Below are 14,177 nucleotides of genomic sequence, written 5' to 3'. Positions count from 1 at the left end.
CCGCCGCCGGCCCGGCCGGCCAGCCGCTGCCGCAGGGCCTCGCGCAGGTCGGCGGGCAGCGCGGCGGCGCGGTCCCGCTTCGAAGGCGTCGAAGGCGTCGAAGGCGTCATGGTCGGCTCCTCACCGTTCGTCATCGTCGGGGCCGCCCAGCGCGGCTTCGAGTTCGCTCAGCACCAGGTCCTCCACCAGGTCCGCCAGGGCGGCCACGGTGCGGGAGACCAGCACGTCGCGGGGGGTGAGCGTGACGCCGAAGGCGTCGTTGGCCCGGGAGGCGATCAGCAGGGCCCGCATCGAGTCGCCGCCCAGCTGGAAGAAGTCGTCGGTGGCGCCGACGGCGGTGTGCAGGGTGTCGGCCCAGATCTCCGCCACGGCCTCCTCGGTGGGGGTGCGGGGTTCGACCCGTCCGGCCGGTTCGGCCTCGTCCGGTCCGGGGGCGGGCAGCGCCGCGCGGTCGGTCTTGCCGCTCGCGGTGAGCGGGAAACGTTCCAGCACGGCGAAGGCCGAGGGGACCATCGGGCCGGGCAGCGAGCGGGCGGCCAGCGCGCGCAGTTCGGCGCCGGTCGGCGGTTCGGTGCCGGGGGCGGCCAGCAGGTGGGCGACCAGCCGGGGCAGCCCGGGCTCGTCCTCCCTGATGCTCACCACCGCGTCCAGCACGGCCGGGTGACGGGCCAGCACCGCCTCCACCTCACCCGCCTCGATCCGGTGGCCGCGCAGCTTGAGCTGGTGGTCGGTGCGGCCCAGGTAGTGGAGTTCGCCGTGGCGGTCGCGGCGCACCAGGTCGCCGGTGCGGTACATCCGGGTGCCGGGCGGGCCGTACGGGTCGGCGGTGAACCGGGTGGCGGTCAGTCCCGGCCGGCCGAGGTAGCCGCGGGCCAGGGCGGGTCCGCTCAGCCACAGCTCGCCGGGGACGCCGTCGGGCACCGGGCGCAGCCGGGCGTCCAGGACGCGGGCGCCGGTGCCGGGCAGCGGGCGGCCGATCGGCGGGGCGGCGCCGTCCGCGGTCAGCGGCGCGGACCAGGTGGCGACCACGGTGGCCTCGGTGGGGCCGTAGGAGTTGACCATCCGGTGGTGCGGGGCCCAGCGGGCTACCAGGTCGGGCCCGCAGGCCTCGGCGCCGACGATCAGCGTCTTCAGCGCGGGCAGGGTGCCCGGGGTGCCGGCCGGCAGGGTGGCGAGGGCGGCGGGCGGCAGCAGGGTGTGGGTGATCCGCTGGGCCGCGAGCAGTCCGGCGAGCTGTTCGCCGAGCAGCGGCCCCGGTTCGGGCACCACCAGCCGGGCGCCGTGCGGGAGGGCCAGGCACAGTTCCAGCACCGAGGCGTCGAAGCTGGGGGTGGCGAAGGCCAGTACCCGGTCCCCCGGGGCGACCCCGTAGTGCGCGGCCTCGGCGGCGGCGAAGGCGGCGAGGCCGCGGTGGGTGACGACGACGCCCTTGGGGGTGCCGGTGGAGCCGGAGGTGAAGATGACGTACGCCGGGTCGTCGAGGTCGAGCGGGCGGCCGCGGTCGGCGTCGGTGGGCCGGTGGCCGGGGGCGCCGTCCCGGTCGGCGGCCAGCAGCTCGGCGACCTCCTTGGCGTCCAGGGTCAGCGCGGGGGCGGCGTCGCGCAGCATCGCCCCGATCCGCTCCTCGGGGTAGTTCGGGTCGACGGGCAGGAAGGCGGCGCCGGTCTTCGCCACCGCCAGTTCGGCGAGCACCGTGTCGGCCGAGCGGGGCAGCAGCAGGGCGACGATCCCGCCCGGGCCGGCGCCGCGCGCGATCAGCCGGTGGGCGAGCCGGTTGGCGTGCTCCTCGGCCTCGGCGAAGGTCAGCTCCAGGTCGGCGGCGCTGAGCGCGACGGCCTGCGGCCACCGGTCGGCGGCGGCCTCGACCAGGGCGGGCAGGGTCGCCGGGGGGACCGGGTCGAGTGCCGGGCGGGCCGGGCCGTGCAACAGCCGTTCGCGTTCGCCGGGTGGCAGCAGGTCGAGCCGGTCCAGCGGGGTACTGCCGTCGGAGGCGGCCAGCGCGGACAGGGTGTGCAGCAGCCGGTCGGCCAGCCGCTCGGCGGTCTCCCGGTCGAGGTGGCGCGGGTCGTGGCCGAGTTCCACGGCGAGCCGCTCGCCGGGCGAGACGACCAGGGTGAGCGGGTAGTTGGTGGCCTCCCTGGCGTCCAGGTCGCGCACCAGCAGGCCGTGCGCGCCGGCCGTGGCGTCGCCGACCGGGTAGTTCTCGAAGACCACCAGGCTGTCGAACAGCTCGGTGCCGGGCGGCACCCGGCTCAGCCCGTGCATCCGCGCCAGCGGCAGGTGGTCGAATCGGCGGTCCTCGGCCTGCTCCTCCTGGAGGGTGCGCAGCCAGTCGGCGCAGGGCCGCGCGCCGTCGACGGTGACCCGGGCGGGCAGGGTGGTGATGAACAGGCCGACGATGCCGTCGGAGCCGGCCAGGTCGGCGGGGCGGCCGGAGACGGTGGTGCCGAAGCAGACCCGCCGCTCCTCGCTCCAGCGCGACAGCAGCAGCGCCCAGGCGCCCTGGACGACGGTGTTGAGGGTGAGGCGGTGGCGGCGGGCGAACTCCTGGAGCCGCTCGGTCCGCGCCTCGTCGAGCCGGTAGGAGAGCCAGTCCCCGGAGCGGGCGGTGTCGCCCGGGGCGGGCCGGCGGTCGTAGGGCAGCGGGGTGGGGGCGGCGAGGTCGGCCAGTACGCCGCGCCAGTGCTCGACGGCGGCGCCGGTGTCGCGGGCGGCGAGCCAGCCGACGTAGTCCGCGTAGGGGCGGCGTTCGGGCAGGGCGGGCCGTTCGCCGCGGGTGAGGGCGGCGTGGGCGGCGAGGACGTCCGCGAGGACGTGGAAGACGCTCCAGCCGTCCAGCAGGACGTGGTGGAACTCCCACACCACCCGGACGGCGTCGGGGCCGAGCCGGATCAGGTCGAGCCGCAGCAGCGGGGCGCGGTCCAGGGCGAGCGGGCGGGTGCGCCGGTCGGCGAGCAGTTCCTCCAGCCGGCCCTGCCGCTGCTCGGTGGTCAGGCCGCTCCAGTCGTGCTCGGTGACCGGGAGCACCGCCTGCCGGTGGACCACCTGGAGCGGCACCGGAACGCCGCGCAGGACGACGGAGGTGCGCAGCACCGGGGTGCGGTCGACGACGTGCTGCCAGGCGGCGGCCAGCAGGCCGGGGTCGCGGGCGCCGTCCAGGACGAAGGTGATCTGTTCGACGTACAGGCCGTGTTCGGCCTCGTCCAGGCCGTGCACCACCATGCCGGTCTGGGTGGGGGTGAGCGGCTGGATCTCCGTCACCTCCCGTCCGGTGCCGGCCAGCCGGTCGACGGCGGCCTGGTCCAGGCCGGCCAGCGGGAAGTCCGAGGGGGTGCGGCCGCCGGCGCCGGGTCCGGCGCAGTGGCGGACGATCTCCCGCAGCTCGTCCAGCAGTTCGGCGGCGAGCCGGGCGACCGTCCCGCTGTGGTGCACCCGGCGGGAGTAGGACCAGGTGAAGGAGAGCCGGCCCTCGGTGACCTGCCCGAGCACGTCCAGCAGGTGGGGGCGGCGGGCGGTGCGGTCCATGCCGCCGGTGAGCGGGCCCGCCGGGGCGTGCAGCAGGCCGCCGGGGGTGGCGGTCCAGTCCTGCCGGCCCAGGTAGTTGAAGCCGATCTGAGGGAGCGTGAGGCCGGGTGCCGGGCTGAGGTGGCGCAGCGCGCCGTGGCCGAGGCCGCCGCCGGGGACGGCGCGCAGGCTCTCCTTGACGGCCTTCAGGGCGATGCCGGTGTCGGCGTCCTCGGGGACTTCCAGGGCGACGGGGTACATCGTGGTGAACCAGCCGACGGTGCGGGACAGGTCGACGCCGTCGAACGGTTCCTCGCGGCCGTGGCCCTCCAGGGTGACCAGCACCCGGCGCCGTCCGGTCCAGCGGGCCAGGACCCGGCCGAGGGCGCAGAGCAGCACGTCGTTGACGCGGGTGCGGTAGGCCTCCGGGACGTCCTGGAGCAGCCGGCGGGTGTCCTCGGTGCCGAGGGCGAAGGTCAGCGACTCCTCGGTGTCGGCCGTGTTCGCGCCGTCCAGGTCGGTGGGCAGCCCGCCGTCCGGGCCGGTGGCCTGCGTGTCGTCCACCAGGCTCTGCCAGTACGGGAGTTCCTCGTCGAAGCCGCCGGCCGCGGTGTGTGCGGCGAGCCGTTCGGCCCAGGCCGGGAAGGAGGTGCTCCTGGCACCGAGGTCGGGCCGTTCGCCGGCGCTCACAGCGCGGTGGGCGCGCTCCAGGTCCTCCAGCAGGATCCGCCAGGACACCGCGTCGACCACCAGGTGGTGCGCGGCCAGCAGCAGCACCGGGCGCGGCTCGCCGGCGAAGCGGCAGAGCGCGGCGCGCAGCAGTGGTCCGGCGGCCAGGTCGAAGTCCTCGGCGAGCTGTTCGCCGAGGTCCCGCAGGACGCTCTCGCGCTCCTCGGGGCCGGCGGCGGGCAGGTGGTGCGGGCGCAGTTCGGGTGCCTGGCCGGGTTCGGTGCCGTGCTGGCGCCACCGGCCGCCGGCGAGCGGTTCGTAACGCAGCCGCAGGGCGTCGTGGTGGTCCAGGACGGCGGCCAGGGCGGCCCGGAGCGGGCCCTCCTCGGTGCCGGGCGCCAGGGTGAAGGAGACGGACTGGGTGAGCCGGGCGGGGTCGCCGTCGAGGGTGTCCAGCAGCCAGTGCTGGACGGGGGTGAGCGGGGCCTCGCCGGTCACGAAGCCCTGGTCGGCGGCGGGCCCGGGGCGCGGCGCCCGCTCGGCGGCGCGGGCGAGTTCGGCCAGGGTCTGGTGGGCGAACAGGTCCCTGGGGGTCAGCGCGAGGCCGGCCCGGCGGGCCGCCGAGACGACCTGGATGCCGAGGATGGAGTCCCCGCCGAGGGTGAAGTAGTTGTCGTCGGCGCCCACTTCGGGCACGCCGAGCACCTCGCGCCAGATCGCGGCGAGGGCGCGCTCGGTGTCGGTGCGCGGCGGCCGGTCGTTCCCGGTGCTCCCGATGTTCCCGGTGCTCCCGGTGCTCCCGGTGCTCCCGGCGGCCGGGGCGGGGACGGGCAGGGCGCGCCGGTCGAGCTTGCCGGTGGCGCCGAGCGGCAGCCGTTCCAGCGGCACCACCAGGGCGGGCACCAGGTGGTCGGGGAGGGTGCGGCCGAGGAAGGAGCGCCACTCGGCCGGGTCGGGCAGGGCGCCGTCGCGCGGCACCGCGTAGCCGACCAGCCGCTTGTGGCCGTCCTGGTCGACCACCCGGGCGGCCGCCGCGGCGACCCGCGGGTGGCGGGCCAGCGCGGCCTCGACCTCGCCGAGTTCGATCCGGAAGCCGCGTACCTTGACCTGGTCGTCGGCGCGCCCGAGGTAGCCGAGTGCGCCGTCGGCGCTCCAGCGCACCCGGTCGCCGGTGCGGTACATCCGGCTGCCGGGCGGGCCGTACGGGTCGGGCAGGAAGCGTCCCGCGGTCAGTCCGGGGCGGCGCAGGTAGCCGCGGGCCACGCCGGTGCCGGCCAGGTACAGCTCCCCCGGCGCGCCGACGGGCACCGGGCGCAGCCGCTCGTCCAGGACGTAGGCCCTGGCACCGCCGACCGGGCGGCCGATCGGCGGGTCGCGGTCCGGGTCGCCGGGGTCGCAGGTGTGGGCGGTGGCGTAGACGGTGGCCTCGGTGGGGCCGTAGACGTTCAGTACCCGGCAGCCGGGGACGGCCTCGCGGACCCGGCGCACGGTGCGGGCGGGCAGTCCTTCGCCGGCCAGCACCACGGTGTCGGCCGCGAGGTGCACGGCGCCGTCGGCGAGCAGTCCGCCGAGGGCGGAGGGCACCGCGCTCAGCAGGCCGGCCCGCCAGGGGCCGGGGCGCTCGGCGAGGGCCAGCAGGTCACGCAGGAGTTCCACCCGGCCGCCGGAGAGCAGCGGCGCGAAGATCTCGAACACCGACACGTCGAAGTTGAGCGAGGTGGCGGCGATCACGTGCTCCAGGCCGCGGCCGGCGAACTCGGCGGCGGCCCAGTCGGTCAGGGCGAGCACCGAGGCGTGGGCGACCACCACGCCCTTGGGGCGGCCGGTCGAGCCCGAGGTGTGGATGACGTACGCGGGGTGCTCGGGCCGCAGGGCGCCGCGCCGCTCCCCGTCCCGTACGGCGTCGGTGCGGGCGGCGGCCAGCCGGTCCCGGCAGGCCGGGTCGTCCAGGACGATCCGGGTGTACGGCCCGTCGGGCAGCCGCCCTTCGGTCGCGGCGCCGGTGACGACGGCGTCGGGCCGGACGTCCTCGAAGAGGTAGGCGATCCGCTCGGCCGGGTAGCCGGGGTCGACCGGCAGGTATCCGGCGCCGCTCTTGAGCACCGCGAGCAGGGCCACGGCCAGGTCGACGGTGCGGGGCAGGGCGAGCGCGACGAACCGCTCGGGGCCGGCCCCGGCCTCGATCAGCAGCCGGGCCAGCCGGTTGGAGCGCTCGTCGAGCTCCCGGTAGGTCAGCAGCTCGTCGCCGGAGTGCACCGCCGGGGCCCCGGGGGTGCGGGCGGCCTGCCGGGCGAAGGCCTCGGGCAGGGTGCCGGCGGGCGCCCGGCGCACCGGGCCGCCGAGGCGGTCCAGGAGTGCGCGCCCCTCGGCCGGGTCCAGCAGCGGCAGTTCGGCCGCCGGCCGGTCGAGACCGGCCGCCATCCCGGTGAGCAGGGTGCGCAGGCTCGCCCCGAGCCCTTCGACGGTGGCGGCGTCGAAGGCGGCCGGGTCGTGGTCGAGGCTGACCTCGATGGAGTCGCCGGGCGCGACCACCACGCTGAGCGGGTAGCTGGTCGGCTCCAGCACGTGCTCGGTCTCCACGCCGAGGCCGTGCCTGGTCAGCGACCCGGCGTCGAAGGGGTAGTTCTCGAAGACCACGATGCTGTCGAACAGGGCGGTGCCGCCGGGCAGTTCGCTCCAGCCCTGGAGCTGGGCCAGCGAGACGGCGTCGTGCCGCCTGGCCTCGGACTGGGCGTCCTGGACCTCGCGCAGCCAGTCCAGCAGCGGGCGCCGCCCGTCGATCCGCACCCGGGTCGGCAGCGCGTTGATGAACAGCCCCACCATCGAGGTGACGCCGGGGAGTTCGGCGGGCCGGCCGGAGACGATGGTGCCGAACACCACGTCGTCCCCGCCGCCGTAGCGGGAGAGCAGCAGCGCCCAGGCGCCCTGGAGCACGGTGTTGACGGTCAGCCCGGCCTGCCGGGCGGTGGTGCGCAGCCGCTCGGAGAGCCCGGGGCCGAGGGCGACCCGCACCGAGGCCGAGGAGGAGGCCCGGTGGGCGCCGTCCTGTCGGCGGTCCCTGGGCAGTTCGGTGGGGGCGGGGAAGCCGGCCAGGGTGTCCCGCCAGTACTGCTCGACCCTGGCCCGGTCCTGGCCGGCCAGCCAGCGCAGGTAGTCGGCGTAGGGGGCGCGCTCGACCGGCTCGGGCGCGCGGCCCGCGGTGAGGGCGGCGTAGCGCTCGCACACCTCGTCGAAGACCTGGGCGGCGCTCCAGCCGTCCAGCAGCACGTGGTGGAAGGTCCACACCACCCGTACCCGGTCCGGCGCCAGCCGGATCAGGGCCAGCCGCAGCAGCGGTGCGCCGGTGAGGTCGAGCCCGGCCGCCCGGTCCTCGGCGAGCAGCCGGGCGGTGTCCCGCTCGGCCTGCTCGTCGGGGCGGCCGGTCCAGTCGTGGTGGGTCACCGGGACGACGGCGCGGTGCTGGACGACCTGGAGCGGTTCGGCGCCGTCCTGCCAGCTGAGCCGGGTGCGCAGGACGGGGTTGGCGTCGGCGGTCTGCTGCCACGCCTCGGCCAGCGCGTGCGGGTCGGTGACCCCGGTGAGCACCAGCTGGACCTGGTTGACGTAGGTGTCGCCGTCCGGGTCGAGCAGGCTGTGGAAGAGCATGCCGGCCTGCATCGGCGTCAGCGGGTAGACGTCGGCGACCGTCCGGCCGTCCCCGGCGATCCGGTCCACCGCCGCCTGGTCGAGGCGGGCGAGCGGGAAGTCGGCGGGGGTGCGGCCGCCGGCGCCGGGCTCGGCGCAGTGGGCGACGATCTCCTCCAGCGCGCGCAGCATGGCCCGGGCGAGCCCGGCGACGGTCTCCGGGCGGTGCCGGCCGGCGCTGTGGTACCAGCCGATCTCCAGCCGGCCGTCCTCGACCCGGGCGACCACGTCCAGCAGGTGCGGGCGCTCGGCGCCGGGGGCCTCCGCGCCGCCGAGGCCGCCGGGGACGGCGCGGACCAAGGCGGCGCCGTCGGCGGACCAGTCGAAGCGGCCCAGGTAGTTGAAGCTGATGCCGGGGGCGGGCAGGGCGGCGAGTGCCTCGTCCCGGGCGAGGTGGCGCAGCGCGCCGTAGCCGAGGCCGCGGTCCGGCACCGCGCGCAGCTGTTCCTTGACGGCCTTCAGGGCGGTGCCCCAGTCCCCCGTGGGGACGTCGAGGGCGACGGGGTACAGCGAGGTGAACCAGCCGGCCGTCCGGGACAGGTCGAGGTCCTCGAAGAGCCGGTCCTCGCGGCCGTGTCCCTCCAGCCCGACGGCGACGGTGCCGCGCCCGGTCCAGTCGGCGAGCACCCGGCCGAGCGCGGTGAGCAGCACGTCGTCGATCCGGGTGCGGTAGACGGCGGGGACCTCGCGCAGCAGGGCGTCGGTGCGTTCGCGGTCCAGCCGGACGGTGACCTCGCGCAGGTCGGCGGCGGTGTTGCCGCCGTCGCCGTCCACCGGCAGCGGCTCGGCGCAGGCCCGGGCGGCCGCCAGCCAGTGGTCGCGCTGCCCGGCGAAGCCGCCGGCCGCGGTGTGCCCGGCCAGCCGGCGGGCCCACTCCCGGACGGAGGTGGTGCGGGCGGGCAGGCGCAGCGGGCGGCCCTCGACGGCCTGCCGGTAGGCGGTCTCCAGGTCCTCCAGCAGCACCCGCCAGGAGACGCCGTCGACGGCGAGGTGGTGGACGGCCAGCAGCAGCCGGTCGGGGCGGGTGCCGTCGTCGCCCGCCGTCGGGGAGCCGACCAGCAGGCGGGCGGTGATCAGCGGGCCGTCGGCCAGCCGGAAGGAGCGGTGGGCGGCTTCGGTCACCGCCTCTTCGAGGGCTCCGTCGTGGACCTCCAGCAGCTCGGGCGCGGCCTCGTCGGCGGGGGCGCAGTACTGCTGCCACGCGCCGTCCGGGGAACGGACGAACCGGGAGCGCAGCGCGTCGTGGTGGGCCCACAGGGCGGCCAGCGCGCGGCGCAGCGCCTGCGGGTCGACGGCGCCCGGGGCCTCCACCACCAGGGACTGGTCGAAGTGCCCGGCGTACGGCGGGTTCGGGTCGAGGAACCAGTGCTGGATCGGCGTCAGGCCGACCTCGCCGCTGACCGGTTCGGTGCCGGCCACGGTGACGGCGCTGCCGGCGGCCGCGGCCAGGGCGGCGACGGTGGGGTGCCGGAACAGGTCGCGTGGGGAGAGCGCGAGTCCGGCGGCGCGGGCCCGGGAGACGACCTGGATGCTGAGGATGGAGTCGCCGCCGAGCAGGAAGAAGTCGTCGTCCAGCCCGACCCGTTCGACGCCGAGCAGCTCCGCCCAGATCGCGGCGAGCAGGCGCTCGGCCTCGGTGCCGGGGGCGCGGTGCGGCCGGTCGCCGCCCGCCCGCTGCGGGTCGGGGGCGGGCAGCCGGCGGCGGTCCACCTTGCCGTTGGCGGTAAGCGGGAGTCGGGGCAGGGTGACGTAGGCCGTGGGCACCATGTAGTCGGGCAGGCCGGCGGCCAGGTGGGCGCGCAGGTCGGCGGCGGTGGGCGGCTCGGTGCCCTCGGCGGGCACCAGGTGGGCGACGAGGAGCTTGCGTCCGGCGTCCTGGTGCAGCGAGACCACGGCCTCGGCGACGGCGGGGTGGGCGGTGAGCCCGGCCTCGATCTCGGCGGGTTCGATCCGGAAGCCGCGGATCTTGATCTGGTCGTCCGCGCGGCCGACGAAGTGCAGTTCGCCGTCCTCGCTCCACCGGACGGTGTCGCCGGTGCGGTACATCCGGGTGCCGGGCGGGCCGAAGGGGTCGGCCCGGTAGCGGGCGGCGGTCTCGCCGGGGCGGCCCGCGTAGCCCCGGGCGAGCCCGGCCCCGGCGATGTACAACTCCCCGGTGATACCCGGTGGTTGGGGCTGGAGCGCGCCGTCCAGGACGTACACCCTGGTGTTGTCCAGCGGGCGGCCGATCGGCAGCACGGCGGGCAGTTCGTCGCCGGGCGGGAAGGCCCTGCGGGTGGCGAAGGTGGTGGTCTCGGTGGGGCCGTAGCCGTCGACCACGGTGAGGCCGGGGCAGGCCTCCAGGACCCTGCGGACGGCCGCGCCGGGCACCGCCTCGCCGCCGGTCCACACCTCGCGGGCGCCGCGCAGGCAGCCCGGGTCCTCCTGGGCGAGCAGCCGGAACAGGCCCGCGGTCAGCCACAGGCAGCGCACGCCCTGTCCGGTGACGGCGTGCCGGACGGCGGCGGCGTCCAGCTCGGCGGGCGCGGCGAGGACGGCGGTGCCGCCGCGCAGCAGCGGCACCCACAGCTCGTAGGTGGCGGCGTCGAAGGCGTGCGGGGAGTGCACCAGCACCCGGTCGTGGCCGGTGAAGGCGCGGTCCAGGGCGAGCGCGGCGACGTCTCTGCGGCGCACCGCGACGCCCTTGGGGGTGCCGGTGGAGCCCGAGGTGAACATCAGGTACTGGACGTTGTCGGGGTGGACGGCCGCCGGGGCCGCCGGGGCCACGACCGGCGGGTGCTCCTCAGGCAGGTCCACCCGCAGCACCCGCCCAGCCGGGCGCAGTCCGGCGGCCGTGCCGGCCCGGTGGGCGTCGGTGAGCAGCAGCTCCGCGCCCGCCTCGGCCAGCATCCGGTGCAGCCGTTCGCGCGGCGCCCGGCCGTCCAGCGGCACGTACACCCCGCCGGTGCGGACCAGCGCCAGCTGGGCGACGACCAGCTCGACGGAGCGCTCCATGAGCACCCCGACCGGCTGCTCGACCCGGACCCCGTGCGCGGCCAGCCGACCGGCCAGCTCCGCTGCCCGGGCGTCGAGTTCCCGGTACGTCAGGCGCTGCTCCGCGGTCTCCAGGGCGACGGCCTCCGGGGTGCGAAGCACCTGCTCGGCGAACAGCTCGGCGATGTCGGCGGCGGGCTCCGGGGCGTCGGTGGCGTTCCAGTCGGTCAGGACGCGCCGGCGCTCCTCCCCGGTCAGCAGCGGCAGCAGCGCGGGCGGGCGGTGGGCCCCCTCGGGCAGGCCGGTCAGCACGGCGGTGAGCTGCCCGGTCAGCCGCCGCACGGTGGACTCGTCGAACAGCCGCGGGTCGTAGCAGAGCCGCAGGTTCAGCTCGGGGCCCGGGTAGGCCAGCAGGGTGAGCGGGTAGTTGGTGGTCTCGATCCCGTCGAGGTCGCGCAGCCGCAGGCCGTGGGCGTCGGCCGCGTCCTCGTCGACCGGGTAGTTCTCGAACACCACCAGGCTGTCGAACAGGCCGGTCTGCTCGGGCAGTCCGGTGGCGGCGCGCAGGCGGGTGAGCGGGACGAAGCCGTACCTGCGGTCCTCGCTCTGCTCCCGCTGCACCGTCCGCAGCCAGTCGAGCAGGGTGCCCTCGGCGGGCACCGTGGTGCGGGTCGGCAGGGTGGTGATGAACAGGCCGGTCATCGTCTCGACCCCGGGCAGCTCGGGCGGCCGCCCGGAGGAGGTGGTGCCGAACACCACCTCGGCGCGGCCGGCCTGGCGGCCCAGCAGCACTGCCCAGGCGCCCTGCACCAGGGTGTTGAGGGTGAGCCCCGAGCCGCGCGCGAGGTCCTCCAGCGCCCTGGTCGCGGCGGCGGGCAGGGTGAACGGCACGGCCCGGGTGGACTCGGCGCGGTGGCTCTGCACCGGCTCGCGGTCGTACGGCAGCGGGGTGGCCTCGGCCAGCCCGGCGAGGCGGCCCCGCCAGTGCCGCTCGGCCTCGGCGTGGTCGCGCCCGGCCAGCCAGGCCAGGTAGTCGCGGTAGGGCCGGCGCTCCGGCACGGTGCCGTACGGGATCTCGCCGTCCCGTCCGGCGCGGGCCAGGGCGGCGTGCACCGCGAAGACGTCCGAGAGCACCTGGAACAGGCTCCAGCCGTCCAGGACGAGGTGGTGGAAGGACCACAGCACCCGCACCCGGCCCTCCGGGAGCCGGACCAGCACCAGCCGCTGGAGCGGCGCCTGCCCGAGATCGAGGCCGCGGGCCCGGTCGCGGTCCAGCAGCCCGGCCAGCCGGTCGCGGCGCTCCTCCCCGGACAGCGCCCGCCAGTCCAGGTGGGTGACCGGCACGGCCACCCACCGGTGCACCACCAGCACCGGCTCGGGCACCTGCTGCCAGCGGACGTGGGCACGCAGCACGGCGGTGCGGTCGGTGACCCGCTGCCAGGCCTCGGCCAGCCGCGCCGGGTCGGGCACGCCCTCCAGGACGAAGTCCAGCTGCTGGAAGTAGGCGCCGCTGTCCTCCTCGGCGAGGCCGTGGAAGAGCATGCCGGACTGGGTCGGGGTGAGCGGCAGGACGTCCTCCACCGCGCCCGGGTCGGCGCCGGTGATCAGGTCCACCGCCGGCTGGTCGAGCCCGGCCAGCGGGAAGTCGGACGGGGTGCGGCCGGCCGCGCCGGGGCGGGCCGCGTGGCGGGCGAGGCCGGCCAGCTCCTCGGCGAACCGCCTGGCCAGCGCCTCGACCGTCCCGCTCCGGTGCACGGCGGCGGAGTGGAACCAGGTGAACTCCAGCGCGTCGCCGTCCAGCCGGCCGACCACCTCCAGCGGGTGGGGGCGCTCGACGGCCGGGTCGGCGTCCAGCTCCAGCGGCCTGAAGGTGCCGCGGAACAGCCCGTCCGCGTCGTCCGGCAGGGCGATCCGGCCCAGGTAGTTGAAGCTGATCCGGGCGGCCGTGGCCTCGGGGGCCGTGCCGGGCCTGCCGAGGTGGCGCAGCGCCTCGAAGCCGAGGCCGCGCCGGGGGACGGCCCGCAGCTGCTCCTTGACCTGCTTGAGGACGGTGTCCCAGCCGGCCTCGGCGGGGACGGCCAGGGCGACCGGGTGGCGGGTGGTGAACCAGCCGACCGTACGGCTGAGGTCGAGCTCGGCGAACAGTTCCTCGCGTCCGTGGCCCTCGACGTCCACCACGACCCGCTCCAGGCCGCTCTCCCCGCACAGCGCGCGGCCGAGGGCGCTCAGCAGCACGTCGTTGACCTGGGTGCGGTAGGTGTCGGGCAGGGTGCGCAGCAGGGCGGCGGTGTCGGCGGCGCTCAGCCGGACGGTGACGGAGCGTTCGGTGGCGTAGGTGGCGGGTCCGTCCGGCTCCGCGGGAAACGTTTCCGCGGGCTGGCCGGGGACGGCCCGGGCCCAGTACTCCGCCTCGTCCTCGAAGCCGCCCCCGGCGGCGAAGGCGCTCAGCCGCGCGGCCCACTGCCGCAGCGGCGAGGACTTGGCCTGCAGCGCCGCCGCGCCGTCCCGGCCGTCGCGGCGGGCGCGGTAGGCGGTGTCCAGGTCCTCCAGCAGCACCCGCCAGGAGACCCCGTCGACCACCAGGTGGTGGACGGCCAGGTGCAGCACGGGCGGCCGGCCCCCGGCGCGCTCGTGCAGCACGGCGCGCAGCAGCGGACCGCCCGCGGCCAGGTCGTACGGGCCGAAGTGCGGGGTGTCGTCGTCGGGGCCGGTGTGCCTGGTCAGGACGGTCCGCTGCGCCGGCTCCTCGATCCGCCAGCGCACGGCGCCGGCGCCGTCCGGGGCGGTGAAGGCCGAGCGCAGCGCGTCGTGGTGGGCGACCAGGTCGGTCAGGGCCGCCTCCAGCGCGGCCCGGTCCAGGTCACCGGGCAGCAGCAGGGAGAGCGCCTGGGCGAAGTGGCCGGCCCGGCCGGCGGCCCGGTCGAACCACCAGCGCTGGATCGGGGTCAGCGCCGCCTCGCCGGTGGCGGCCACCGGTGCGGGCGCTGCCGGCGCCTCGGCGTCCTCGGCGGCCCTGGCGAGCGCGGCGACCGTCTGGTGCCGGTACAGGTCGCGGGAGGTCACCGGCAGCCCGGCCTGCCGGGAGCGGGCCACCACCTGGATGCCGAGGATGGAGTCGCCGCCGAGGTCGAAGAAGTTGTCGTCGGCGCCGACCCGCTCCAGCCGCAGCACTTCGGCCCAGATGCCGGCCAGCGCGCGTTCGGTGGGGGTGCGGGGGGCGACGTGGCGGACGGCGGGCGCGGCCGGCCCCGGGTCGGGCAGCCTGGCGTGGTCGAGCGTGCCGTCGGGGGCGAGCGGCAGGGCGGGCAGCGGCACCACGACCGCGGGGACCAGGTGGTCGGGCAGGG

General features: G+C 77.1%; 1 protein-coding gene. It reads right to left on the bottom strand.

What is annotated here, in order from left to right:
• Positions 1-120: 120 nt before the first annotated feature.
• The coding region (locus BU198_RS20995; RefSeq protein ID WP_188298398.1) for a non-ribosomal peptide synthetase at positions 121-14,177 on the bottom strand (14,057 nt) is incomplete at its 5' end.

The sequence above is a fragment of the Streptomyces sp. CBMA156 genome (genome assembly GCF_014596515.1).
GTDB lineage: Bacteria > Actinomycetota > Actinomycetes > Streptomycetales > Streptomycetaceae > Kitasatospora.
Note: the sequence above shows the minus strand (reverse complement) of the source record. Positions and strands in the feature narration are given on the sequence as shown.